At 55.9% G+C, this 25075-nt stretch carries 25 protein-coding genes and 1 pseudogene; 19 read left to right on the forward strand and 7 right to left on the reverse strand.

The annotated features are described in order from the left end of the window. Window positions 1-119 precede the first annotated feature (119 nt). Window positions 120-266, forward strand: a complete 147-nt coding sequence (locus QJ48_RS36670) for a hypothetical protein (RefSeq protein ID WP_157261523.1) — start codon at window positions 120-122, stop codon at window positions 264-266. Between the two features lie 38 nt (window positions 267-304). Here the strand turns inward: QJ48_RS36670 and QJ48_RS05255 are convergent, their stop codons facing one another. The 3 genes from QJ48_RS05255 to QJ48_RS05265 all read right to left on the reverse strand — a co-directional run bounded on the left by QJ48_RS05255 (window position 305) and on the right by QJ48_RS05265 (window position 1898). Continuing rightward, on the reverse strand, window positions 305-862 hold the full coding sequence (locus QJ48_RS05255) for a PadR family transcriptional regulator (protein ID WP_082420356.1): 558 nt from the start codon (window positions 860-862) through the stop codon (window positions 305-307). Window positions 863-1042: 180 nt separating this feature from the next. Continuing rightward, the gene (locus QJ48_RS05260; protein ID WP_054972594.1) at window positions 1043-1441 is read right to left on the reverse strand and encodes a hypothetical protein; all 399 of its coding nucleotides are present in this window, start codon (window positions 1439-1441) and stop codon (window positions 1043-1045) included. Window positions 1442-1658: 217 nt separating this feature from the next. After that, on the reverse strand, window positions 1659-1898 hold the full coding sequence (locus tag QJ48_RS05265; protein WP_054972595.1) for a hypothetical protein: 240 nt from the start codon (window positions 1896-1898) through the stop codon (window positions 1659-1661). 191 nt (window positions 1899-2089) lie between these two features. Between QJ48_RS05265 and QJ48_RS05270 the strand changes: the two genes are divergently transcribed. The 3 genes from QJ48_RS05270 (at window position 2090) to QJ48_RS39440 (ending at window position 4561) form a co-directional block, all read left to right on the forward strand. Continuing rightward, on the forward strand, window positions 2090-2308 hold the full coding sequence (locus QJ48_RS05270) for a hypothetical protein (protein ID WP_157261524.1): 219 nt from the start codon (window positions 2090-2092) through the stop codon (window positions 2306-2308). Between the two features lie 3 nt (window positions 2309-2311). Then, window positions 2312-3487: a hypothetical protein gene (locus QJ48_RS05275; RefSeq protein ID WP_054972597.1), complete on the forward strand. Its 1176-nt coding sequence runs from the start codon at window positions 2312-2314 to the stop codon at window positions 3485-3487. Window positions 3488-4246: 759 nt separating this feature from the next. Further along, window positions 4247-4561, forward strand: coding sequence for a glycosyltransferase (locus QJ48_RS39440; RefSeq protein WP_369126834.1), 315 nt, complete (start codon window positions 4247-4249; stop codon window positions 4559-4561). A 199-nt stretch (window positions 4562-4760) separates the two neighbouring features. Here the strand turns inward: QJ48_RS39440 and QJ48_RS39445 are convergent. Next, window positions 4761-5180 (reverse strand): annotated as a pseudogene (locus QJ48_RS39445) (polysaccharide deacetylase family protein); the annotation flags it as partial. Window positions 5181-5239: 59 nt separating this feature from the next. Here QJ48_RS39445 and QJ48_RS05290 point away from each other — a divergent pair. The 3 genes from QJ48_RS05290 to QJ48_RS05300 are packed head-to-tail and all read left to right on the forward strand — an operon-like array spanning window position 5240 to window position 7908. Continuing rightward, the gene (locus tag QJ48_RS05290; protein WP_063858026.1) at window positions 5240-6226 is read left to right on the forward strand and encodes a glycosyltransferase; all 987 of its coding nucleotides are present in this window, start codon (window positions 5240-5242) and stop codon (window positions 6224-6226) included. Between the two features lie 33 nt (window positions 6227-6259). After that, the gene (locus QJ48_RS05295; RefSeq protein WP_054972601.1) at window positions 6260-6907 is read left to right on the forward strand and encodes a polysaccharide deacetylase family protein; all 648 of its coding nucleotides are present in this window, start codon (window positions 6260-6262) and stop codon (window positions 6905-6907) included. A 14-nt stretch (window positions 6908-6921) separates the two neighbouring features. Continuing rightward, window positions 6922-7908: a glycosyltransferase gene (locus QJ48_RS05300; RefSeq protein WP_054972602.1), complete on the forward strand. Its 987-nt coding sequence runs from the start codon at window positions 6922-6924 to the stop codon at window positions 7906-7908. Between the two features lie 16 nt (window positions 7909-7924). Here the strand turns inward: QJ48_RS05300 and QJ48_RS05305 are convergent, their stop codons facing one another. Continuing rightward, entirely contained in the window at window positions 7925-8881 is a 957-nt protein-coding gene (locus QJ48_RS05305) for an MBL fold metallo-hydrolase (RefSeq protein ID WP_054972603.1), read from the reverse strand. A gap of 254 nt (window positions 8882-9135) precedes the next feature. On the opposite strand from QJ48_RS05305, the gene QJ48_RS05310 reads away from it, so the two are divergent. Then, window positions 9136-9561 (forward strand): universal stress protein, encoded by a 426-nt coding sequence (locus tag QJ48_RS05310; RefSeq protein WP_054972604.1) that lies wholly within the window; start codon window positions 9136-9138, stop codon window positions 9559-9561. An 85-nt stretch (window positions 9562-9646) separates the two neighbouring features. Here the strand turns inward: QJ48_RS05310 and cysK are convergent, their stop codons facing one another. After that, window positions 9647-10585 (reverse strand): cysteine synthase A, encoded by a 939-nt coding sequence (gene cysK / locus QJ48_RS05315; RefSeq protein WP_054972605.1) that lies wholly within the window; start codon window positions 10583-10585, stop codon window positions 9647-9649. 243 nt (window positions 10586-10828) lie between these two features. On the opposite strand from cysK, the gene QJ48_RS05320 reads away from it, so the two are divergent. From QJ48_RS05320 to QJ48_RS05330, 3 genes are read left to right on the forward strand one after another with little or no spacing between them, the layout of a single operon-like run. Further along, complete coding sequence (locus tag QJ48_RS05320; RefSeq protein ID WP_082420358.1) at window positions 10829-12301, forward strand: aminotransferase class I/II-fold pyridoxal phosphate-dependent enzyme; 1473 nt, start codon at window positions 10829-10831, stop codon at window positions 12299-12301. A gap of 21 nt (window positions 12302-12322) precedes the next feature. Then, window positions 12323-13540, forward strand: a complete 1218-nt coding sequence (locus QJ48_RS05325) for a cysteine desulfurase (RefSeq protein WP_054972606.1) — start codon at window positions 12323-12325, stop codon at window positions 13538-13540. 44 nt (window positions 13541-13584) lie between these two features. Next, window positions 13585-14280: a YggS family pyridoxal phosphate-dependent enzyme gene (locus tag QJ48_RS05330; RefSeq protein ID WP_054972607.1), complete on the forward strand. Its 696-nt coding sequence runs from the start codon at window positions 13585-13587 to the stop codon at window positions 14278-14280. Between the two features lie 78 nt (window positions 14281-14358). Here QJ48_RS05330 and QJ48_RS05335 read toward each other — a convergent pair whose 3' ends face one another. Next, window positions 14359-16101, reverse strand: a complete 1743-nt coding sequence (locus QJ48_RS05335) for a sigma-54-dependent Fis family transcriptional regulator (RefSeq protein WP_054972608.1) — start codon at window positions 16099-16101, stop codon at window positions 14359-14361. Window positions 16102-16718: 617 nt separating this feature from the next. On the opposite strand from QJ48_RS05335, the gene QJ48_RS05345 reads away from it, so the two are divergent. The 8 genes from QJ48_RS05345 (at window position 16719) to pruA (ending at window position 24989) form a co-directional block, all read left to right on the forward strand. After that, window positions 16719-17885 (forward strand): branched-chain amino acid ABC transporter substrate-binding protein, encoded by a 1167-nt coding sequence (locus QJ48_RS05345; RefSeq protein WP_054972610.1) that lies wholly within the window; start codon window positions 16719-16721, stop codon window positions 17883-17885. 74 nt (window positions 17886-17959) lie between these two features. Then, window positions 17960-18874 (forward strand): branched-chain amino acid ABC transporter permease, encoded by a 915-nt coding sequence (locus tag QJ48_RS05350; RefSeq protein ID WP_054972611.1) that lies wholly within the window; start codon window positions 17960-17962, stop codon window positions 18872-18874. Window positions 18875-18877: 3 nt separating this feature from the next. Next, window positions 18878-19882 carry a branched-chain amino acid ABC transporter permease gene (locus tag QJ48_RS05355; RefSeq protein ID WP_054972612.1) on the forward strand — a complete coding sequence of 335 codons (1005 nt, stop codon included), beginning with the start codon at window positions 18878-18880 and terminating at the stop codon, window positions 19880-19882. A 19-nt stretch (window positions 19883-19901) separates the two neighbouring features. Beyond that, entirely contained in the window at window positions 19902-20681 is a 780-nt protein-coding gene (locus QJ48_RS05360; RefSeq protein ID WP_054972613.1) for an ABC transporter ATP-binding protein, read from the forward strand. Continuing rightward, window positions 20678-21400 (forward strand): ABC transporter ATP-binding protein, encoded by a 723-nt coding sequence (locus QJ48_RS05365; RefSeq protein WP_054972614.1) that lies wholly within the window; start codon window positions 20678-20680, stop codon window positions 21398-21400. Before QJ48_RS05360 ends, QJ48_RS05365 begins: the two co-directional genes overlap by 4 nt. Further along, window positions 21400-22338: a DMT family transporter gene (locus QJ48_RS05370; RefSeq protein ID WP_054972615.1), complete on the forward strand. Its 939-nt coding sequence runs from the start codon at window positions 21400-21402 to the stop codon at window positions 22336-22338. Before QJ48_RS05365 ends, QJ48_RS05370 begins: the two co-directional genes overlap by 1 nt. A gap of 133 nt (window positions 22339-22471) precedes the next feature. Continuing rightward, window positions 22472-23386, forward strand: a complete 915-nt coding sequence (locus QJ48_RS05375) for a proline dehydrogenase family protein (RefSeq protein WP_054972616.1) — start codon at window positions 22472-22474, stop codon at window positions 23384-23386. A 34-nt stretch (window positions 23387-23420) separates the two neighbouring features. Then, window positions 23421-24989 carry an L-glutamate gamma-semialdehyde dehydrogenase gene (pruA, locus tag QJ48_RS05380; protein ID WP_054972617.1) on the forward strand — a complete coding sequence of 523 codons (1569 nt, stop codon included), beginning with the start codon at window positions 23421-23423 and terminating at the stop codon, window positions 24987-24989. Window positions 24990-25075 lie beyond the last annotated feature (86 nt).

Consider the following 25075-nt stretch of genomic DNA (forward strand, 5'->3'; position numbering starts at 1 on the left):
ATACGCTGCCGTTTATGTTGGCGGGCTTAACCTGCTTCATCGCGGCTTTGATGTCTGTCAGGATTCAAGCCGCCGGTCGGCGAAAAATCGCTGCGGCCGGCTGATGAGGCAGCAAGGTCATGCGTAAACGTCGGGCAAAAGCGGGTTTTCAGGACGCCGGATGCGGGGAGCTATCCGGCGTCCTGCGCTTGCTGCAGATAAAAAGCGATCCGGCATCGCATCCGTTCCTTTTCGATCGTTTCGATAAGGAATTCAACGGATTATGAAATATTGTATAAATGAGCACAAATAAGTTCGGTCCGGTTCAGAACAGCAAGCCTTGCTCGAGTTTGCCGACCATGCCTTCGATCCAACGCAGCTCGGCTTCCAGCCGCGCCGAGAAGAGCCGCAAATTTTCGCTTAAATAATGAGGAGTATTGGCGGGAAAAAGGTTGAAATCGGCGGTGGCTTTAAAGCTCTCGATATCGGCGCGGAGCAGGTTGATCCGATGGCGGAAGGCGCCGAGCAGATGATCCTTCGAAATGCGGTTCATGAACATCAGCGCGATGTGGAACGAATCGAACTCCGGCTTGTATTCCCATATGGCCTTGTCCAGCAGCCGCTCGAATTCCTGCCTTCCCTTCTCGGTTACTTGGTAAGCGATTCGGGCAGGTCCTTTTTTATTTTCGATGATTTTCTCGGAGGAGGCCGTTTCCGCAAGCCCTTCGGAAGCCATTTTATTCAGCGCAAAATAGATGGACCCGTAAGCGATGTTCGCCCACTTGCCGGCATGCCAAATTTCCAGCTCCTTGCGCACATCGTATCCGTGAATCGGTTGACGTTTAAGCAGAACGCCCAAAATAAGCAGACGGGTTGACGACATGATTTGTGTCCCTCCCGAATGGATATGGTCGGATTATACTTATTGATCATAAGGCAAAACGGTTGTTTTTGCAAAATTTTCCCAAATGGAAATCAAGGGCTGCCCCCTCAAGGAGCCTGACGCTCGATCGGCGTGCGCTCGGAGGGGGCAGCTCGGACAGCGAATATTGGTCGAGGAACGTCAGCGGCAGCGGATTTTCCACGTCGATGATATCGGCGAATTGCTCAAGTCCCGGGATTTTCTGGTGTTCACGTCATCGTAGATGCTCAGCCCGTTCTGCACGTAGAAGCACAGATTGGCAATCGTATGCTGCGCCAGATCGCCGACGGGAAATGCAAGGAACGCGCCGGGTGACGGAATGGTGCCATCCTGTGACGCCCCCGACCGCAAGCAAAATGAGCAGCTTCTCGAGATTGTCGAGCGGCAGCGGCTCGTGCTCGAATTTATAGGCGAGCGATCCGTCCGGAATTTCCCCCGGAAAAAACGCCGGGAACGGCGGTCGAACAGCGCTTCCACCAAGGGAAACTCGGCGATTTCCTTTAACCATCGCTCGTCGATTTCGATGTTGTCCAGCGACATGCTAATCCCTCCGCAGCGATGAAGTAAATGAGATTAAAAAATAGACATCAATGGACCAGGCGCCGAAGCGGTGAAGCTTCGAAGGCATGGCACAATCATGTCTCTCCAGTGGACTGGTCGATAATTAATATTTACGATAGAAATACTAGGAATATATCATATGTATCATAATCCGGGCTTGTTTTCGTTGTCAATGCCCAAATTTTCTGTGTAAGCCTTACGCGGCACAGGCGGTTAAAAGCTTATGTAGCTCGCCATATAACCCCGATTCAGGGTTTCTGGGTTGCCCCGACATGCCTATAGCTCCGCCGGCCGCTTGATAGGACCGGACGAACACCGCATAGATGAGCGCCCAGACACAGCCGGCGTAAGCGGGCCATACCCATCTCTTGGTGAAGCGTTCGAAGGCGCTCCATTTTGGGGTTTTCGCAATGTCATTCATTGTGGTTTGCTGCATGGTGATATGCCCCTTTCTTTCGGCAAGGACATATGGTAGGAATCCCCATCGGCGCGGCGTATCTCAGATCTTTCGATGGCGACATCTTGATGATACACCGGCCAAATTCGGTTTGTGACGCGTCTGCAGATCTGTTTGCCTGCAGGCCCGGAGGTCCGTTTGCGAACAGGAAAATGGGAGGAGCGCTCGCGGTGTTCGGTCACGTGCACTACCGGAAGCGGGTGCGCTTGGGGGAGACGGAATTCGTCTGCGGCTGCCTGGGAGACCGGGAGGAGTGGCGGCATCCGGACAACATCGGCGGGAGCTGCCGCACGCTTTTGCAACGATTGAGATCGGCTGAGTTTGCAAAAAAACTTGAGTCTGCGCCCGTTTCCCAGTATATTGGGGATATCCATATTTCACGGGGGTAGAACATGAGTCGAAACGACGAACTGACCGGGTATGGCCGCCATCATCTCCAGATGGAATCGTACGGAGCGGCCGCCTTTTGCTTTTATCGGGCTATAAAAGAAAACGAATTCAACGGAAACGCATGGAACGGACTCATTCTTTCGCTGAGTTTGATGCGCCGGGAGGAAGAGATCCGCACGACGCTCGCCCGCTTCGCCTTGCAGCCGGGCCTGGATTTCGACCGCGATCTGCTGACCTTCGTCTTCATGATGTGGCAGCAAAATCCGCGCGCTTTGGCCGAATGGCTGCGCCGGATCGTGGAATTCAACGGCATCCCCGAAAAGGACAAGCTGGCGTTCACGGAAATTGCGGAGGACGCGGAGCGGGCTTACGAGGATCTGGTCGCGAAGTACGGCGCGGAATCGCTGCACAGCCGCGGCATGCTGACGCTGGAAGAGTACGCGGCGCGTCCGATTCAATTGGACTGGCTGCTGGAAGCGCCGGTCGATACGATTTACGAGCAGCTGCAGTGGTGGCTCGAGGACAAGGACTCGGCGCTCTCGGCGGTGCGCCTGCTCTGCATGCTGCCCGACACACGAAGCGAAAAGCTGCTGCGCCGCGTCTGCCGGAACGTCGCCATCGAGCCGAAGGTGCGGACGCACGCGCTGCTGGCGCTCCGCTGGCTTGGCGTCCGCGGCAATGCGAAGCTCTACAAGTTCAACGAGTCGTTCGTTATCGACTTGGATAACCCGAAGCCGGAGCTGACCATTTCCGTTCCGGCCGTTTACAAGCCTGCGCTGGACCGCGTGAAGCTGTGGGCGGCCAAGGAAAAGGGGCTCGTGACACCGGAGGTGTACGAGCAGTACGCTTCGACGGACGAGGTCCAGCTGCCGCCCGAGATCGTCGAGAAGCTGGACGAGGCGGAGGTTCCGCCGCTATTGCAGGAAGTGTCGCATGCGCTCATTCGCGCCGCTCATGACGAGTACTACCCGCTTGTGCCGACGATCAGCGGCACGCGACAATGGAGCGCCGCGCTGCTCATGCTGATGAAGGACTATGCCGTCGGCATCGGGGAAGAGTGGGCGTACGGCGAGCCGGAGCAGGACGAAACGGCGAAGCAGCACCGCAACTGGCTGCTGAGCGCGAGCCCGGATTTTTATCCGAGCATCGAGGAAGTGCGCAAGTTGAAAGAAAGCTGATCCGCGCGGCGGTGTCCGCGTAGGGTCGAATAAATCATGAAAAATGCCGGTTTTCTCCGTTCCATCAGGAGAGGTCGGCATTTTTGCGTTGTTCAAATTGGGTTTCGTTTTTTTCGCGCCAAAGGGCGTTCGCACATGACCCCGGCACTTGTGCTACATAGCATAGATAGGAATACGTTCCTTCCTGAAAGGGGGGCATCGCTTGCTTGCGGATTTTATTTTTGGAAAATCATCCGATGTGGGTTCACGGTTTGCCTAACGGGTTTCGGCAGCTTGGTCATCAGGTCAGAACGTATTTCCCGGACGCAAACACGTCCCAGGCAAGCGGCCTCTTCCGCCCCCATCTTGTCATCGTCATGGGATGGACGCCGGCCAATGATACGGTGGAAAAGCAGCTGCGGATTTCAAAGGCCGTCCGGAAGTCCGAAGTTCCCCTCGTTTATTGGGCGACGGAAGACCCCGGGTATCACCGGAAGTTTTCCAGACGGCTATATACAGCTTTACCGGCAGAAGCCGGGCCATTTCCGGTTCAAGTCTCTCCGTACGCTGGTCAACCCGTTTTTGGCAAAAGGCCTTGACGTTTCATTGTATGGACGTTATTGGAACAAGATGCGAGGCTTTTTCCGGACGCGCCTCCCGAAAAAATCGATTCGCGGGTATATCCCTTATCCGGAAGCGAACAAGGTATATAGCTCGGTCAAGTTCGTCATTTGTCCGCAAAATGCGGGGGACCGCCTCACCCAGCGCACTTATGAAATTATGGCTTCGGGAGGGCTTATCGTTACAAACGACACGCCCGAAATACGCCGATCGTTTCGCCCCGGCCGCGATCTTCTCGTCACTTCTTCCGAGAAGATGACGCGAAGCCTGATCCGGAAATACGCCCGGCAGCCCGGGGCCTGCGAGCGCATACGCCGCAACGCGGTGCGCGCTGCCGCTCCGCACGCCTACTTGCATCGTGCGCAGTATATTTTGCGCGTGTTGAGGAAACACGGGATTCTACAGCGCGGCCGGGGCGGGACCGGGCTACGGAATGGACGCGGGGCCGGCCCGCAAGAAGGTTGGATACGCTAAGCAGCCGGTAGCCTCTGGCACGCAAGCGGTCGATAATTTTCGGCAAGGCCTTCGCCGTTTGACTGGCGGAATCGCTCGCATGCATCAGGACGATGTCTCCCGGTCTCACGGCGTTCAGCACCCGCCGTACGATGGCATTCACTCCCGGCTTCTTCCAATCCAGCGAATCCACGCTCCAATGAATCGTCAGGTACCCGAGCATTCGCAGCTTTCTTACGACGCGGGCATTCAAATCGCCGTTGGGCGGCCGGAACAGAACGGGCTTCACCCCGGTTGCCTTGCGGATGACACCCTCCGCCTTTTTCACCTGTCGGTGAATCCACCGGTTCCCACGCCCGGTATAGTTGACATGCAGGTCTCCATGGGAGCCGATTTCATAGCCTCTGGAGCGGATGGCGCGGGCAAGGCGGGGGTGGCGGGCCGCCCATGAAGCGGAAAGGAAAAAAGTAGCCTGAGCCACCTTCTTTTTCCGCAAAATACCGAGCACCGGACCCGGTACTCTGCTGCCCCATCCGATATCGAACGTCAAGGCAACCCGTTTTTGCTTGGTTTCGGTTTTATAAATCGCTTGGTCGCGGTTTTTCACGGAATCCCTCCTTATACCTATACTATATTCCACATGGGGGACAGCCTGACCGTGCGTCTGTCATGACGGATGTCAACGAAAGGAGCCCGAGTATGAGAATCCTCTTTTTCGAGAACGGAACGATCTGGTCCAGAGGCCTGCCGGATGGACTGCGCGATCTGGGGCATACCGTACGGATGTCCGGACCGCTGACGAAGCGCCGCATTCCCGCCATCCTGGCTTCCTTCCGTCCGAATCTGATCGTCAACGTCGGATGGGGGCCGGATCATACCAGAAAAAAACAAATATGGATGCGAAAATACGCCAAGGCCGCGCGGATCCCGCTCGTGTATTGGTCTACGGAAGATCCTCATTTTACGAAGACGTTCACTCTTCCGCTCATCCGGAGGATGCGGCCCGACTACGTGTTTACGATTTCCGCCAAAACGGCCCGGAAATTCCGCAAGCTGGGAATTGCCGCCGCTCATTTGGATTTCGGGTTTCATCCCAGCCTTCATCGCAGGGTGAAGCCTTCGAAAAAATATGCGTGCGATATTGCGGTCGTGGCTAACGCCTATCCGTCGGTTCTGCAGAAGGCCCCGGGGCATTTTCGCCGGGAGGCGATCCGGATGCTCCTCCGCCCCTTGCTGCAGCACGGATTCCGCGTCGATTTTTACGGACGGGACTGGGACAAAATGAAGCCTTATCTGGGGCGCCGCATTCCGCGTCAGTGGATTCACGGCTATTTGCCGTACAAGGACGCAAGCAAAGCGTACAGCTCGGCGAAAATCGTCCTCGGTCTGCAAAATTACCGGGACATGGCCACCCAGCGCACCTACGAAATTGCGGGCTCGGGAGCATTTTTGCTTACCTGCGATACGCCGGGGGTCCGAAAGCTGCTGAAGCCGGGATACGAGGTTGCCGTGACTTCTTCACCGGCGCAAACCGTCCGGGCGGTACGCCGTTACTTGAAGGATGCCGCGGGAAGGGAGCGTATCCGGCGTCAGGGCCGAAAGGCGATTGCGAAGCATAGCTATACGCACCGGGCGAGGTTATTGTTAAGCATGCTGCGGAGGCACGGCATTATTGGAAACCGCTAATCCCTGTTTTCTCATTAAAGGAGGGAGGAATAGATGGAGAAAAGCGGGAGAAACAGGGTCGCTTTTCTTACGTTTGACGACGGGCCGCTCCGGAATACCGGCGTTATTCTTGACCTGCTCCGCCAACATCGGGTGAAGGCGACCTTTTTTGTCGTCGGCAATCCGGCGAGGTACGCCATCCGGCTGTACAGGAGAATGGTACGGGAAGGCCACGCGATCGGCAATCATTCCTTCACGCACGATTACCGCTTGATTTACCGTTCGGTAGACGATTATGTAAGAGACTTCCGGCGGTTGGAATCGTTTTTGGTACGCGTTACGGGGAAGAGGCCGGCGCCCATTCTTCGTTTTCCCGGGGGAACCAGTAACCGGGTAAGCCGGAAATATGGAGGCAGGAGATTGATGCCTCTTCTGGTGAAGAGGATGCGGGAGGCAGGCTACCGGCATTATGACTGGAACGTCGATTCGGACGATGCGGAAAAGCCGCCACCGACTGCCGGTACGATCGTACGCAAGGTGCTCGAAGGGAGCCGATTCAAGCGGCGGGCTGTCATTCTTTTTCACGATTTCAATCAAACGTCACTTGAGGCTTTGCCCGCTGTCATCCAGGGCTTAAAGCGGAACGGCTTTACATTCTGTACCTTATCGAAGGTATCGTTTCGCTGCCAATTCCTACCATAAGAGGTGTGCAGACTATGCGCGTATTATTTTTGGAAAGCCATCCGATGTGGATTCACGGTCTCCCGAACGGCTTCCGCGACGCGGGACATCAGGTGAAAATATCCGGTCCCCTGACCCCAAGGGGCCTTCAAACGCAGATTGCCCGTTTCCGGCCTCATCTCATTGTCTCCCTCGGATGGACCCCTGTGCACAGGCAGCACAATCGGAAGTGGATTCGAAAATATGTCGGCAGATCGGGAATTCCGCATGTGTATTGGGCGACAGAGGACCCGACCCATACGGAATATTTTACCCTTCCGTATATCCGGGCCGTGAAGCCGGATTTTGTGTTTACCATTTGCCGTTCCCGGGTGAAGGATTACCGGAGGATGGGCATCCGGTCCGCACACTTGGATTTCGGTTACCACCCCAAGGTGCACAGACCCGTCAAAGCCAGCGATCAATACCGGTGCAGCATCGCCGTTGTCGCCAACGCGTATCCCCGGAATCTGGGCAAATATCCGAAGCATTACCGCAAGCAATCGCTCCGCAAATTAATCAGCCCTCTTGTCCGGCATAAGATTCGCATCGATTTTTGGGGGAGAAAATGGGGAGCCATGAAGCGGTTTCTCGGCGCCGACATCCCCAAAAGCTGGATTCACGGGTACTTGTCCTACCCCAAAGCGAATCAAGTCTACAGCTCGGCAAAAATTAATATCGGATTGCAAAACAAGCTCACCCAGGTGACTCAGCGCACGTATGAAATTCTCGGTTCGGGTGGCTTTCTTCTCACTAGCGATACGCCGGAGATCAGACGATTGTTTAAGCCAGGCGAACATCTGGCCGTCTCCTCCTCGCCTCAGCAAACGATGAGGCTGGTCCGCTACTATTTAACCCATCCCGAACAGCGCGAGCGGATCCGCAAAGCCGGACTGCAGGCCGTGAAGAAGCATTCCTACAAGCAGCGCGCCTTGCAAATGATCCGCGAGCTGAGAAGGCAAGGAATTTTGAAGCGCGCTTGAAAAAACGGCGCCGCATTTATTCAGGCTTCCGCAGGGGCGCGCCCAGATCTACCTCCATCAAATCCCGGCCAACCGTAATCGGTCCGCCATAAATCTCACTCATGCCCCGGATGTAGGCCGCTTCCGCTTCCGGCGTTTTGGCCGGAGCCGGAATATGATGGGTGAGCAGCAGATGCTTGACGTTCGCCTGACGGGCGATCTCGGCCGCTTGCAGCGTCGTCGTATGGTATTTCGCCGGATTGCCAAGGCCTGTGGCCTGCTCCGGATACAGGGCAATCAGGGCGTCGAGCCATTCCTTGTTGTAAGCCTCGTGAACGAGCAGGTCCGCTCCTTGGGCGTAACGAACCATATTGTCTACCGGAACGGTGTCTCCCGAGATGACGGCCGCTTGCCCGTTGTATTCGAATTTGTAGGCGACGGCCGGGTATACCGGACGATGGTCGACCTCAAATACCGTAATCCGGATGCCGTCCCGATCGTATACGACGCCTTCGTTGCATTCATGATACTCGATTCTCGAACCGCCCAAGGCGGATTTGTTGTAATTGATTCGCAGATCGACGTCGAAGGCGAACGACGCTTCCATTTTTCCGATAATGTCCCGGGTCGTTACCGGACCGTACACCTGCATCGGAACGGTGCGGTTCTCGTAGACGGCGCCCGGGACGACATGCGTTCTCCAACTGCTGATGAACACGTCGAAAAAGCCGGAGTTGTGATCGCTGTGGTGATGCGTGAACAGCACGTCAGAAATGCGCTGGGGCATGATGCCGGCCAGAAGAAGCTGGCCGACGGTTCCCGCTCCGCAATCGACGAGAAATATTTTGCTGCCGGCGAGCACGGCCACGCCCGGTTTGGCAACCCCGCAGACCGCCCGCGGCGATCCGGTCCCGAGTAAAATAACTTTTAAATGCTCATGAAAATCGGGCACGAGTTTTTCCTGCCCTTGAATGTACCTGGCGAGGTCTGTCAATCGAAAAAGCCCCTTCCCGTGTGTAAAATGCAAGCTTGGCTTCCAGTCGTAAATCTATTATAGAGCAAGAGGTCTGCGCTTACCATACAAATCATTTTGGAATAGTCGGAATTATAGGGAGGCTTCCCGCTAGGCCGGCTTCCGGCTCTGCTGTCGTGCCGATGGCGGCGTTGGGACAAGCTTTTCTAATTTGTCCGTCAGGTGTGCTATACTTGTTATGTTGCCTGCTATCGATTTCCGAAAGGGTGGTTGCCATGTTTACAAGTATATTGGTTGCTTACGACGGTTCCGAACTGTCCCAAAGAGCTTTGGCCAAAGCGAAAGAGCTGGCGGCAGAGTCAAACGCCAAGCTTGAGGTCGTCCATGTGCTGCATCATCCCGTTGTCGTCATCGGCGAAGCGGTCGTATCACCTCCGCGAAGCTATGAAGAAGAGTACATACAGCATGCGCAATCTCTCATCGACCAAGCGAACCGGGAAATCGCCGGGCTTCCGAACGCGAAAGCCAGTTTGATGCAAGGTCAGCCTGCGGACTCCGTCCTGGATTATGCAGGGGAGATCGGGGCGGATCTCATCGTGATCGGAAGCCGAGGCTTGTCCGGCCTCAACGAATGGGTACTCGGAAGCGTGAGCCATCATGTCGTGCAGCACGCCCGGATTCCTGTTCTTGTCATCAAATAGGGCTTTTGATATTAAAAAAAGACGTGCGCAGGAACCGCAATCGCCTTGGCAATCGTTCCGCGTACGTCTTCTTTATTATGCGCAGCTATTCTTCCTGATACAGATCGGTCGACAAGTACCGCTCGCCCGAATCCGGCAGCAGCACGACGATCGTTTTCCCCTCATTCTCGGGCCGGATCGCCAGCTCCGTAGCGGCAAAGGCCGCGGCGCCCGACGACATGCCGACCAGCAGTCCTTCCTGCTGCCCCAGCAGCCTGGAGGTCCGGTAGGCGTCGTCCGTGCGCACCTTGACGATCTCGTCGATGACGGCCCGGTCGAACACTTCCGGCACGAAGCCCGCGCCCAGCCCCTGGATGCGGTTAGGCCCCGGCTTGCCGCCGGACAGCACGGGCGAATCGTGCGGCTCCACCGCAACGATGCGTACGGCCGGATTGTGGCGCTTCAGCACTTCGCCGACGCCCGTCACCGTTCCGCCGGTCCCGACGCCTGCGACAAAAATATCGACTTTGCCGTCCGTGTCCGCCCATATTTCCTCCGCTGTCGTCTTCCGGTGGATCGCCGGATTGGCCGGGTTATTAAACTGCTGGGGGATGAACGAATGCGGCGTTTCCGCCGCCAGCTCGTCCGCTTTGCGGATCGCGCCAGGCATCCCTTCGCCGCCCGGCGTCAGCACGACCTCGGCGCCGAGCGCCTTGAGCAGATTGATCCGTTCCCGGCTCATCGTATCCGGCATGGTCAGGATCAGCTTATAGCCCCGGGCAGCCGCTACGGAAGCGAGGGCGATGCCGGTATTGCCGCTTGTCGGCTCGATGATGACGGACTCCTGGGGGCGAATGAGTCCCCGCTCTTCCGCATCGATGATCATGGCATAGCCGATCCGGTCTTTGACGCTCCCGGCCGGGTTGAAAAATTCCAGCTTCGCCAGCAAGGTCGCTTTTAATTCTTGCTTTTTATGATAATTGGACAATTCCAGCAGCGGGGTATTCCCGATCAGATCCGTTAAGTTTTTCGCGATACGGCTCATCTGTATTCCTCCATTCATTCCGATTAACCCTATTCTTTTAATTACAATATATCATGATACTGCAATAACGATCGTAAGGTCAAACGACGCCCGGACGGCAAGGCTGCCGCGGTACACAAAAAGGGTTAAACGATAGGTTCAAGCTATGATTATGATACGAATAATTGAATTGAACGATAGGTTTGGCGGGCTTATACTGGACTCCGTAAGTATACCATCCAGAGAGAAAGAAAGGGAATCTGCATGATCGACCATCAGCGCACGCCGCTATTTTCCGCCTTGCTGGAGCATGTGCAAAGACAGCCGCACCAATTTCATATCCCCGGGCATAAAAAAGGGGAGGGGATGGAACGCGGCTTTAAATCGTTTATCGGCGACAACGCCTTGTCCATCGATCTGATCAATATTGCGCCGCTGGACGATTTGCACCAGCCGACGGGCGTCATCGGGGAAGCGCAGCGCTTGGCGGCGCTCGCCTTCGGGGCGGAGTATACGCTGTTCTCGGTGCAGGGCACCAGCGGCGCCATTATGACCATGATCATGACCGTCTGCGGACCGGGGGACAAAATCATCGTGCCGCGCAATCTGCATAAGTCGATTTTGTCCGCCATCATCTTCTCCGGGGCCAAGCCGGTTTTCGTGTCCCCGGAGCGGGACAAGAAGCTGGGGATCGACCACGGGATTTCCGTCCGTTCGGTGAAAAAAGCGATTGAGATGCATCCGGACGCCAAAGCGGTGCTCGTCATCAATCCGACCTATTTCGGCGTTTGCACGAATCTGCAGGCGATGGTCGAGACGGCCCACCGCTACCGTATTCCGGTGCTGGTGGACGAAGCGCACGGGGCGCTGCTCCATTTTCACGACAAGCTGCCCATGTCGGCGATGCAGGCGGGAGCCGATATGGCGGCGACCAGCATGCACAAGCTGGGCGGCTCGCTGACGCAGAGCTCCCTGCTGCATGTGCGGGAAGGGCTCGTCTCGGTCAAGCGGGCGCAGACGCTGTTCAGCATGCTGACCACGACGTCGACCTCGTACATCCTGCTCGCATCGCTTGATGCCGCCCGCAAAAATCTCGCCACACGCGGGAGGGAAATGGCCGAACGGACCATTCGGCTGGCTCAGGAGGCCCGGCGGAAAATTAACGAAATTCCCGGGCTGTTCTGCTTCGGCGAGGAGATTTTGTGGACGGAGACGGCATACGATTTCGACCCGACCAAGCTGACGATCCATGTGCGGGGGCTCGGCATGACAGGGTACGAAGCGGAAAACCGGCTGCGGGACCGGCACAATCTGGAGGTGGAGCTAAGCGACCTGTACAATATCCTGTGCCTGATTACCCCGGCGGATACGGAGGAATCGATTGCCGTGCTGCTGCGGTCGTTGGAGGAGCTTGCCAAGGAGCGGGGCAGCGGGCGCCAAGCGGCGGAGCGCGACATCCGTCTGCCGGATATCCCCCAGCTCTCGCTAACGCCGCGGGACGCGTTCTACGGGGACACGGAGAAGATTCCGTTTCGGGAATCGGCCGGCCGCATCATCGCGGAATCGATCTACGTATATCCGCCGGGCATCCCGATCCTGCTTCCCGGGGAAGTGATCGGCGAGCGGCATATCGATTATATCGCCGATCATCTGGAGGTCGGGCTTCCGGTGAAGGGACCGGAGGATTTGACGCTGCGCGAGGTTAAAGTCATCGTCGAAGCGAACGCGATTTTCTAAAGGAAAAAGGAGGGGAGCCGGATGAACGTTTCGGCCTTGCGCGAATGGTTTCCGATATTGAAGCAGCAGGTGAACGGGTATCCGCTGACGTATTTGGACAGTGCGGCTTCGGCGCAGAAGCCGGTTCAAGTCATCGAAGCGCTGAAGCGCTTCTACGAATGGGACAACGCGAACGTGCATCGCGGAGTGCATACCCTCGGCTCGCGGGCGACCGAGGCGTACGAGGGGGCGCGCGCCAAGGTTGCGCGTTTTGTGAATGCCGCCTCGGAGGCGGAAATCGTCTTTACCCGCGGGACGACGGCGAGCATTAATCTGGTCGCGGCCGGGTACGCGAGGGCGATATGCAGGGAAGGGGACGAGATCGTCCTTACCCCGATGGAGCATCACGCCAACCTCATCCCGTGGCAGCAGGCGGCCAAGGCGACAGGGGCCGTATTGAACTATATCCCGTTGCAGGAGGACGGTACTCTCTCGCTTGAGGACGTGGCAAGAACGGTTACCTCAAGAACGAAAATCGTCGCCGTCTCTCATATCTCCAACGTGCTCGGCGCCGTCAATCCGGTCAAGGGAATCGCCGAGATTGCGCACCGGTGCGGGGCGAAGCTGCTCGTCGACGGAGCGCAGGCGGTCGCCCACAGGAAGGTGGACGTGCAGGAGCTGGATTGCGACTTCTATGCGTTCTCCGGGCATAAGATGTGCGGTCCGACCGGCATCGGCGTGCTGTACGGGAAACGGGCGCTGCTGGCGGCGATGGAGCCGGTCGAATTCGGCGGCGAGATGATCGGCCATGTCGATCTGCGGGAAGCGACGTGGAAGGAGGCGCCGTGGAAGTTCGAAGCGGGCACGCCGATCATTGCCGGAGCGGTGGGCCTGGGCGCGGCGATCGAGGTCTTGGAGCAAATTGGCATGGATGCGATCGAGAAGCACGATCTGGAGCTGACCGCTTATGCCGTCGCCCGGATGAAGCGGATCGAAGGCCTGACCATCTATGGCCCGACGGAGGGGCGCATCGGGATGGTGACCTTTAACCTGGACGGCATCCACCCGCACGACTTGGCGACAGCGCTGGATGCGTACGGGGTGGCCGTACGGGCGGGGCATCATTGCTGCCAGCCGCTGATGAGACGGCTCGGGGCGCAAGCGACCGCCCGGGCGAGCTTTTTTGCCTACAATACGGAAGAGGAAGTCGACCGGCTGGCGGAAGGGCTGTACCGGGCCAAGGCGTATTTCGCGGATTAGCGGCGAATTCGGGCGGTATAATTTACGAAGAGGAGGGGCGGGCGATGGACGGCATATCGTCTAATTTGGCCGCGGCCGAGCGCCGCATTCGGGCTGCGTGCCTTCGCGCCGGGAGGCGCCGGGAGGACGTCGGGATCATCGCCGTTACGAAATACGGCTCCGCCGATTTGACGGCGAAGATGCTGCAGCTAGGGATGGCGCACATCGGCGAAAACCGCTGGCAGCACGCGCAGCCGAAGTGGGAGGCGCTGGGAGGTCAAGGCATCTGGCATTTTATCGGCCATCTGCAGACGAACAAAGTGAAGGACGTCGTCGGCAAGTTCGCGTATATCCATTCGTTGGACCGGATGTCGCTGGCGACGGAAATTCAGCGAAAAGCGGACGCTTTAGGCGAACCGATCCGCTGCTTTATTCAAGTGAACGTGTCCGGGGAGGAGAGCAAATACGGCCTGCCGCCGGAGGAGCTTGTTCCGTTCGCGCGGCAGGTGTCCAAGCTGGATGCCGTACAGGTGGTCGGCTTGATGACGATGGCTCCGCTGGACCGGGATGCCGAAGCGGCCCGGCCCGTATTCCACGGGCTGCGGCAGCTTCGCGACGAGCTGAACGAAGCGGGGGCGCTCGGGTACGAAGTCCGGCACCTGTCGATGGGCATGTCCGGCGATTTTGAAGTCGCGATTGAAGAAGGCGCTACCTGGCTCAGGCTCGGCTCCGTACTGTGCAAACAAGAAGGTCAAGCCTGACGCAAAAGCGGCAACTCCGCAGGGCGGCATCGTCATGCCCTCGGAGTTGCCGCTATTATTTTTCAGCCGGCGGCCGGGTTATCCCAGATGAAGCTCCTTCATTTTGTTATACAGGGTTCCCCGGGAAATGCCCAGCAGCTTGGCTGCGGCGCTCTTGTTGCCGAGCGTCTTGGCCAAGGCGTCTTCGATTAACGATTTTTCCTCTTCCTCGGTATTCCGCGTTTTCAATATTCGCAATTGCTGGTCAGGCTGCTCCGCTTTGGGCTTGTCCAGCTGCGGCTGCTCCTTTTGCAAATGCGGAGGGAGATTGGTCATCGTAATGCGTTCGTTTTCGCTGAGAATCAGGCATCGCTCCACGACGCTCATCAGCTCGTTAATATTCCCCGGCCAATCGTAATTGGAGAACGCGAGCATGACCTCAGGATCGAGCTGCGGAACCGGCTTTTGATACTGCAGCGCGAATTGTCTGACGAACGTTTGAACCAGCGAAGGGATGTCTTCCTTTCGCTCGCGAAGCGCAGGCAGCGCGATGGAAATGACGTTCAGCGCGTAATATAGATCGGACCGGAACAACTGCTTCTCGACCATCTTCTGGAGATCCTGATCGGTCGCCGCGATGATGCGGGCATGTACCGGAACGGGCACGGTTCCTCCCGTCCGGACGACCGTTTGGGTCTGAATATACTGCGACAGCTTCGCTTGAATGTCGGGTGGCAGCCGGTCAATCTCGTTCAGGAACAGCGTGCCTTGATCGGCCAGTTCCAATTTACCCGCGCTGCCGGTCTGATTTCCCGAGAAAGCGCCCCCCTGAAAGCCGAAGAGCTCCGTTTCCAGCAATCCGGCCGGAACGGAACCGCAATGCAGCGTAATAAACGGCTTGTCGGCCCGCGGGCTGGCTTGATGGATCACTTGGGCGAGCTGTTCCTTGCCCACTCCGGCTTCCCCGATGACCAGCAAAGGATTTTCGGCCCCGGCCACTTTTCGCGCCAGCCGGATCGCATTGCCGATGAGCTCGCCTTTGCCCTTGATGAAGGAAAAGGGGTCCTCTTGGCTCGCCTGTTCATCGAAGCGCGCCATATGGGTCGAAGAAAGCTCGTCGTTCAGACGGACCAATTGGGTGATGTCCTGCTCCGTGGCAATCCCGCCAATAATATGGCCGTTATAATCCATAACGGGAGAAGCGTTAACGAGCACGTGATTGCCGGGACGCGGGCGGTGATACGTATTGCGGATCATCCGGCCCTCGTCCAGCATCCGGAGCACCATAAGCGCTTCCGGCTTGAAATGCTCGCCGATGCGTCTTCCCAATATATCTTTCTTAGCGATGCCGTACGTCTCTTCGGCGACGGTATTCCAGCAGATTACCGTGCCGGTTTGGTCGACGACCGTGACCGCATCGGTTACCGTTTCGGCCAGCGTGAAGAAGTAGGAGTCAAGCCGCTGCCGTTCTTTATAAACGAAGGTCAGCAGCTCGGCCATATAGCTGTAGCCGACCACGGTTCCGTCCGCTTCCCGGAAGACGACAGGCCGCTGGGTCGCGGCAGGCAGCCGCATGAAGCTCTCATAGTTCCCGGCGGCAGCCTCCGAATAGGGCAGAACGGATGACAGCAGATTCGGGCTGCCGGGCAATTCGTCGATCGTGTTCTCGTGCCCGTGCTCGAAAAGCCAAAGGTCCCCGGCGGTAAACAAGTAAGCGCCGTTATCCTTCAGGATGCAGACGGCGCCGTCCTGACGCAGGCGTGTCGAAATTTCGCCGATTGTCGAATGAAGAGGAAGCATATGCAGTTGTCGATGAATAGGTAATTGTTCAGCATTGAACATAGGCGGCCTCGCATGAGTTTTATAATTAAATTTAACATGAAAAAGAACGGGTTACAACTGAAGGCAAGCGGTCTTTTGGATTATTTTTCATGGTTAATATGTTCATTTTTGAACATGAAAACAAGTGTCGAAACTTTTTTTGTCAAAAGTATGTACAAAAGGACAATGCGTGTGTATAATCGGCTGTGTAAGCAAATTTAACACTGCAAAGGGGCGGAAATAACACATTTTGTGGAACGATGTCATTTCACAAAGAAAAGGTCAAGTTTTTGTAAACGGTTCATATCTTTAACCCATCGGCTCAAGCTCCTCAGCCGTCCGAAAGACGGCGGTGATCCAACAAGATTAGTAAAACGTCCATTCATCAGACTTGAAAACTCCATGCGCGTAAGAAATCATTACACTCCGTCTATTGAACATGCTGCTGTCAACTGTCCATTCATGGTTATGCCCCATTGTTGATTTATCCGCTTCGTTTGCGGCGCGAGTCGCCGCGAAACGGCCACGACCGACCTAACGAAGTACACGGTAGATAAAAAGAAAAGCGTATTCGTTGCAAAAGGTTCGTGAAAGCGGTTACTTCATAAAGATAAAATCTCGGGAGGTCGTCTAAAACGATGAAAAAGCAAACTTCGATTGGAATTGCAACCGTTATCTTGGGAATGTTAGCGCTTACTGCTTGTGGGGGGGATCCCGACGGAGCGAAGTCTGCGACAGGTTCGACGGAAGGATCGGCCTCGGGCAAGGAAATTAAAATCGGGATGATGTTCGCGTTAAGCGGCAACGAGGCCAAAATGGGCCAGGACATGAAGCAGGCTGCGGAACTGGCGGCCAATGAGATCAACGCCGCCGGTGGGATTAACGGCAGCAAAATCAAGCTTATCGCCCAGGACGACGCTTGCGATCCGCAGACCGCTACCGCTGCCGCCAACAAGCTCGTATCCGAAGGCGTCACCGCCGTCGTCGGCGGCTATTGCTCCGGCGCCGCGATCCCGGCTACCGGCGTATTCCATCAAAACGGCATTCCGACGGTCATTACGGCCGCAAACTCGCAAAAAATCGCCGATCAGAAATTTCCGGAAATTTTCATGATCAACGGCACCGGGGTGCACCAGGCGCAAATGGCGACGGAGTATATGGTCACCAAAAATCAAGCGAAAAAAATTGCGATTATTCACGATAACTCCGCTTTCGCCAAAGACTTGGGGGAAGTCACGAAGAAGCAGGTAGAGAGCGCGGGCGCGAAAGTCGTCATATTCGACGCCGTGAACCCGGACGAAACGGACTTCTCCTCGCTGGTGTCCAAGCTGAAGCAAGCACAGCCCGACGCGACATACTGGACGGCGTACTACAAGGGCGGAGGCCTGTTCATTAAGCAGTTCAAGCAGCAAGGCGTTTCCGGCATCATCGGAGTCGGCGACGGAGCGAACGACAAGATGCTGATCGACATTGCCGGTAAAGCTGCGGCTGAAGGCACGTTCATCACCAACAGTCCGACGGCGGAATTCCTGCCGGATGCCAAGAAGTTCATCGATGATTATAAAGGAAAGTTCTCCCAGGAGCCGGGTCCGTATTCCGCTCTGCAATACGATGGAATCAAGCTGATGGCCGATGCCATCAAGCGCGCCGGCTCCACCGACAAGAAGGCGATTACCGAAGCTTTGGCCAAATCCGATTTGAAAACGCTCACCGGGCAAGTTTCCTTTACCCCGCAGGGCACGTTGACCAAGTCCAACTTTGTCGTACTGCAAGTCAAAGAAGGCACATTTGCTCCTTCGAAGTAAGCTTGAACCTTGAAATTCGAACACGCGGCATGTGAAGATCGTGCCGCGTATCTTTTCAAAAAAGGAGCGGTCCGATGGAATTTCATCTTACCACCGACATTTTTGTGCAGCAGTTGATTAACGCTTTGATCGTAGGTTCCTTTTATGCCTTAATCGCGCTCGGTTATTCAATGGTATACGGCATCATCAAACTGCTTAATTTTGCGCATGGCGATTTGTTTATGGTCGGCGCTTTCGTCGGCTACACGGTACTGGCCAAGCTGACCGGTACGGGGGAAAGCTTGCTGGGGATGGGATTGGCTTTTGTAATCGCGATGGTAGTTACCGGATTTTTAGGGATGGGAATCGAACGGATCGCCTACAGGCCGCTGCTGAAGGCTCCCCGTTTATCGATATTGATTACCGCGGTAGGCATGTCGCTCGTGCTGGAGAATGCGATTATGGCGGGATACGGCGCCAAGCCGTATATTATGCCCGTAACGCTCCCGACGACCGGGTTCTCGCTGCTCGGCGCCAAAATTACGTATGCCCAGATCGGAATCATCGTATTCTCGGCCATCTTAATGCTCGCTCTGCAATGGTTCGTTCATCGGACAATTTATGGAAAAGCGATGCGAGCGATTGCGATCGATCAGACAGCGAGCAGTCTGGTCGGCATCAACGTGACGAAAGTGATTTCGTTGACTTTCTTCGTCGGCTCTTTCCTGGCCGCGGCCGCCGGCATGATGAACGCGAGCTATTACGGCAGCCTTACGTTTACGATGGGCTTTATTTTTGGCATGAAGGCCTTCACGGCGGCCGTTATCGGCGGAATCGGCAACATTCGCGGGGCGATGCTCGGCGGCTTGATGCTGGGCGTGCTGGAGACGGTCGGCACGTACCAATTCGGCGGCGAATGGAAGGATGTCTTTGCGTTCTTCATTCTCATCGTCCTGCTGGTGGTCAAACCGACGGGCCTTTTGGGCCAAAAAGTAACGGAGAGGATGTAAGGTATGGAAAATGCGACGAAGCAAACCGTTGTTCTAAACCGCCCGAAAATCAATGCCAAATCCTCGGCGCTCGCGGCGCTGATGGTGCTGGCTGCGTTTTTCCCTTTCTTCGCCGGGCCTTACTGGCTGGACGTCGGCTTTCTCGCCGTGTTCTATATCGTTCTGGGGCTCGGACTGAATGTCGTGGTCGGCTACGCCGGGCTGCTCGACCTCGGGTATTCCGCGTTTTTCGCGGTCGGCGCCTATACGACGGGCATTTTCATGACGCAGTTTCACATGAATTTTTTCCTGGCCCTTGCGCTTAGCGGAATATTCGCCGCCGTGGCCGGCCTCATTATCGGCGCTCCGACCCTCCGGCTGCGCAGCGACTATCTGGCGATCGTCACGCTGGGCTTCGGCGAAATTGTCAAAATATCGGCCAAAAACCTCGATTTTACCGGCGGGGCCTCCGGGATTTACGGCATCATGAGCCCGTTTCCCTCCCCGACGACCTTCATGGGCATTACGATCAACAATCTAACGTACTGCTATTGGGCAATTTTGATTTTGGCGGTCATTGCGATCGTAGCTTCCAAGCGGCTCGGGCAGTCGAGAATCGGGCGCTCGTGGGCGTACATCCGGGAGGATGAGGACGCGGCGGAAGCGATGGGCATTAACCGGGTGCGCAGCAAGCTGGCCGCTTATTCGGTAGGAGCTTTTTTCGGCGGCCTGGCCGGTGCGGTGTTTGCGGTCAAAATGACGGCGATCGCGCCCGAAAGCTTCAACTTCATGCAGTCGGTCATGATTTTGCTGGCCGTGATCCTGGGCGGTCTGGGCCGGATTTCCGGCGTCGTGATCGGCGCGATCATCGTCATCGTGCTTCCCGAGTCGCTTCGGGATCTGAATAAGCTCATTCATTTGGATGTGGATATCGACCGTTACCGTTTCCTTGTCTTTGGGGTCGCGCTGGTGATCCTGATGATTTTCCGCCCGCAAGGACTCGTTCCCGAGAGCCGGGGTAAAGAATAAGCAATCCGAGGTGAGTTAAATGGCGAACATGCGAATTTCCAATTTGCATCTCCAATTCGGCGGATTGACGGCCGTCAACAATCTGAGCTTTAACATTCCGGACAATGCCGTAATGAGCGTCATCGGGCCGAACGGGGCCGGGAAAACGTCTTTGTTTAATATGATCACGGGCTTTTACCGGCCGACGCGCGGCGAAATTTTATTCGACGGCGTGAATATCGTCGGGAAGAAGCCGAGTCAGATTACGTCGATGGGCATGGCCCGGACCTTTCAGAACCTGCGCGTATTTCCGAACCTGACCGTGCTGGAGAACGTGATGGCCGGGATGCACTCCAGAACGAAGCAAGGACTGATGGGAGCGCTGCTGCGAACGCCAGGTCACCGCAAGGAGGAAGCCTGGATTCGGCAGGTGGCCGAGGAGTGCATCCGTTTTGTCGGGATTGAAGCGTACACCGACCGGCTTGCCAAAAACCTGCCATACGGCGCCCAGCGTTATCTGGAAATTGCGCGCGCCTTGGCGATTCAGCCGAAAATCCTTTTCCTGGACGAGCCGGCGGCGGGCTTCAACTTTAGCGAGAAGCAGGATCTGATCGGTCTGATCGGACGAATCCGCGAAGCTTACCGCATTCCCGTCGTCTTGATCGAGCACGATATGGGGCTGATCAACAAAGTTTCCGATCACATTATGGTGCTGAATTACGGGCAAAAGCTGGCGGAAGGCACGCCGCAGGATGTGCTGAACGATCCCCGGGTGATCGAAGCGTATCTGGGCAAAGAAGAGGAGGATGAGGCGGTATGAGCACCATTCTCGACGTGAAGCGCATGGAAACGTTCTACGGCAAAATCCAGGCGGTCCGCGGTGTCGATTTTACGGTGAAGCAGGGTGAAATCGTCACGCTGCTCGGGGCCAACGGCGCCGGCAAAAGCACGATTTTGAAAACGATATCCGGGCTGATCCGTCCGGCTCAAGGCAGCATTGCGTTTATGGGGGAAGACCTGACGAAAAAAGAGCCGCATACGATCGTGGAAATGGGCGTCGTGCACGTGCCGGAGGGGCGCAGGGTGTTCGGCGGCCTCACGGTGACGGAAAACCTGGAGCTCGGATCTTTCATCAAGAAAAAGGACAAGGCGAAGCTGGCGCAAAATCTGGACATGGTCTTTCAAATGTTCCCCCGGTTGGCCGAGCGCCGCAAGCAAATGGCGGGAACGTTAAGCGGCGGGGAGCAGCAGATGTTGGCCATCGGCCGGGCTCTCATGTCGGAGCCTAAGCTGCTGATGCTGGACGAGCCTTCGATGGGGCTTGCGCCGATCATCGTCATCGACATTATGAAGATCATCAAACAGATCAACCAACAGCGAGGCACGACGATTTTGCTGGTCGAGCAGAACGCAAAGGCGGCGCTCAAACTGGCGCATCGCGGCTATGTGCTGGAAACGGGCTCCATTACGATGGAAGACAGTGCCGCCAACCTGCTTGCGGACGACAACGTGGTCAAGGCTTACCTCGGAGTTCATTGATGGCTCGTTCTTTAGAGGAATCGCTGTCCCAACCGGCCGTAACGACGAAACGCGGCAGCCTGCCCGTGTCGCCATATGCCTTGCTGTTTGTCGGGGTATTCTCCGTTGCGTTATCTTCCATTTTTATTAAGTGGTCGTCGGCTCCGGCCTCGATCATGGGCATGTACCGACTTTTGTTCACAATTGTGCTGCTGCTTCCGTTCAGGCCGTGGAAGCAAACGGGAGCCGGCCGGTTTTCCTGGAGCTTTAAGGGCAGCTTGCTGCTGGTGCTGTCCGGCTTGTTTCTTGGTCTGCACTTTCTTTTCTGGATGGAGTCGTTAAAGCATACTTCCGTTGCCAGCTCCATGATCTTGTTGACGCTGCAGCCTGTTTTTATTATGATCGGCTCCTTTTTCTTGTTTAAAGAGCGGACCTCCGTTCAAGGCGTGGTCAGCTTGATCGTCGCCCTGGTCGGATCGGTATTGATCGGCTGGGGAGATATCGGCTTCTCCGGGCAAGCTCTTTATGGCGATATGCTGTCGATTGCGGGAGCGCTCAGTTACTCGCTCTATTTGATGGCGGGGCAAAAGCTGATGAAAGAAATTCCGTCCATGCTGTACAGCCTGTTTGTTTTTATTATTGCCGCATTGCTGCTCTTTGTGTTTAATGTGTTCAATCATTATACACTTACGGATTATTCGCCGACGGACTGGGGCATTTTTGTGCTGCTGGCACTGATCCCTACCGTGATGGGGCAGATGCTGTTCAACTGGCTGCTGGCCTACGTGAACGCGACGACGGTGTCCATGGCGGTCATCGGAGAACCGGTATTGGCGATCATTTTGGCCTATCTGTTATTGAACGAACAGCCTACCTGGCTTCAGGCGGCCGGCGGGCTTTTAACCATGCTCGGCGTAGGGATTTATTTTCGAATTAAGCCCAAGAGTGTTCAAAAATAGACAATATAATTAAAAATAAACAAAATTATTGTTAAATATGTGTACAATTTCGTCTTTTGATTGTATAGTGTAAATACAGATAACGCTTTCATACGACAACAATGGATGGTTTTAGAAGGAGGATTCGGTGTCCATGGAAGTGCTCATGCGGAATATGTTTCAAGCGATAGGAAAGAACCGCTCCGCGAATCAATTGGCGAAAAAATATGGATTGCGCTTCGGCGCGGCCCGCTTCGTCGCAGGCGAAACAATCGGGCAGTCGATTGAAGCGGTTCGCAAGCTGAATCAGTCGGGCCGGGTCGTCACGTTGGACCATTTGGGCGAATTTATTTCCACCGAGGCCGAGGCCATGGAATCGACCGATATGTGTCTGCGCACGTTGGATGCGATTGCGGAATCGGGCGTTCAATCCAATCTTTCCCTGAAGATGACTTCGCTCGGGCTGGATATCGACAAAGAGCTGTGCATGAACAACATGCGTAGAATTTTGGACAGAGCCCGGGAATATGGTAATTTCGTGCGGATCGATATGGAGGATTACGCCCACTGTCAAGTGTCGCTCGATATTTACCGCGAGCTTCGTCAGACCTACGACAACGTCGGCATCGTCATTCAGGCGTACTTGTTCCGCACGGAGCAGGACATCAAGGATTTGAACGAGCTGCGGGCGAATCTGCGCCTGGTGAAGGGAGCCTATAAGGAGTCTCCGAAGGTGGCCTTCCCGGAAAAGAAAGATGTCGACGAGAATTACAAGAAGATCATCAAGATGCATCTGCTGAACGGAAACTATACGGCGGTTGCCAGCCATGACGAGAACATGATCGAGTTTACCAAGCAGATTGTCAAAGAGCACGGCATCCCGAACGACCGCTTCGAGTTCCAGATGCTTTACGGGATTTGTGAAGAACTGCAAAACCGTTTGGTCGCGGAAGGCTACAAGGTGCGTGTCTACGTTCCGTACGGCATCGATTGGTTCGGTTACTTTATGCGGCGGTTGGCGGAACGTCCGGCGAATGTCTGGTTTGTGCTGAAAAATATGTTTAAATAATCCATTCATTATGAATTGAGAGGGGACTAATCCAATGAATACATTGATGAAAGTAAGCCCGTTTGTAAATGAGCCCTTTACGGATTTCAGCACGGAAGAGAACAAGAAAGCGATGGAAGCCGCACTCGCCAAGGTCAAGGCCGAGCTTGGCCGGGATTACCCGCTGCATATCGGCAGCAAAAAAGTGATGACTGAAGCGCGAATCGTATCGATTAACCCGGGAGACAAGGATCAAGTGATCGGCAGCGTCAGCAAAGCCGATCAGGCTTTGGCCGAAGAGGCGATGCAGGTTGCTTTGCAGGCGTTCGAATCGTGGAAACGAGTTCCGGCTGCGGAGCGCGCGGACTATTTGTTTAAAGCGGCGGAGCTGATGCGTCAGCGCAAGCACGAGTTTTCCGCGCTGATGATTCTGGAATCCGGCAAAAACTATGCGGAGGCCGATGCGGATACCGCGGAAGCGATCGACTTCATCGAGTTTTATGCCCGGGAAATGCTGCGCCTGAGCCGCATCAACGAAACCCAGCCATTGACGAAAATTGCGGGCGAGACGAACAACCTGACGTACATTCCGCTTGGCGTCGGCGTCGTGATTCCTCCGTGGAACTTCCCGCTGGCGATTTGCGTAGGCATGACGACGGCCGCTGTCGTATCCGGCAACACCGTTCTGCTCAAGCCTGCGTCCACGACGCCGGTCATCGCTCATAAATTCGTGGCGTTGATGGAAGAAGTGGGGCTGCCTGCCGGGGTCATTAACTATATTCCGGGCAGCGGCGCGGAAGTTGGCGATTATTTGACGACGCATCCGAAAACGCGCTTCGTCAGCTTCACCGGCTCCAAGGAAATCGGGCTGCGCATTAACCGCTTGGCGGCGGAGACGGCTCCGGGGCAAATCTGGATCAAGCGCGTCGTTGCGGAGATGGGCGGAAAAGACGGGATTGTCGTCGACGAAACGGCCGATCTTCAAGCGGCGGCCCAAGCGATTGTCGCTTCGGCTTTCGGCTTCCAAGGCCAGAAATGCTCCGCCGGCTCGCGCGCGTTTATCGTCGAGTCCGTGTACGACGAAGTGGTCGAGAAGGTCGTCGAATTGACGAAAGCCCTGCAAGTCGGGCTGCCGGAAACCAATGCGCCGGCAGGACCGGTTATCGATCAAGGCTCCTACGATAAAATTTTGAACTACATCGAGATCGGCAAGACGGAAGGCAAGCTGCTTGCAGGCGGCGGCAAGGCGGAAGGCAACGGCTATTATATCGAGCCGACGGTATTTGCCGACGTGGACGGCAAAGCGCGGATCATGCAAGAGGAGATTTTCGGACCGGTGCTCGCCATCGGCAAAGCGAAGGACTGGAAAGAAGCGATTGCGATGTACAACGACACCGAATTCGGCTTGACGGGCGCTTTCTTCTCCACGATCGAAGAGCGGATCGAGGAAGCGCTGGAAACGATGCACTGCGGCAATCTGTACATCAACCGCAAGTGTACCGGCGCCTTGGTCGGCGTGCATCCGTTCGGCGGGTTCAACATGTCCGGCACGGACTCCAAAGCAGGCGGCTACGATTATTTGCTGCTGTTTACGCAAGCCAAATTGACTTCCCGGAAAAACTAATTGCCTGCCGACGAACGTAAAGCGTGCAGGTTGTGAGGCAAAGGAAGCCCGGTACCGTTTAAGGGGCCGGGCTGAGCTTGTTGAGA

Source organism: Paenibacillus sp. A3 (genome assembly GCF_001399685.1).
Lineage (GTDB): Bacteria > Bacillota > Bacilli > Paenibacillales > NBRC-103111 > Paenibacillus_G.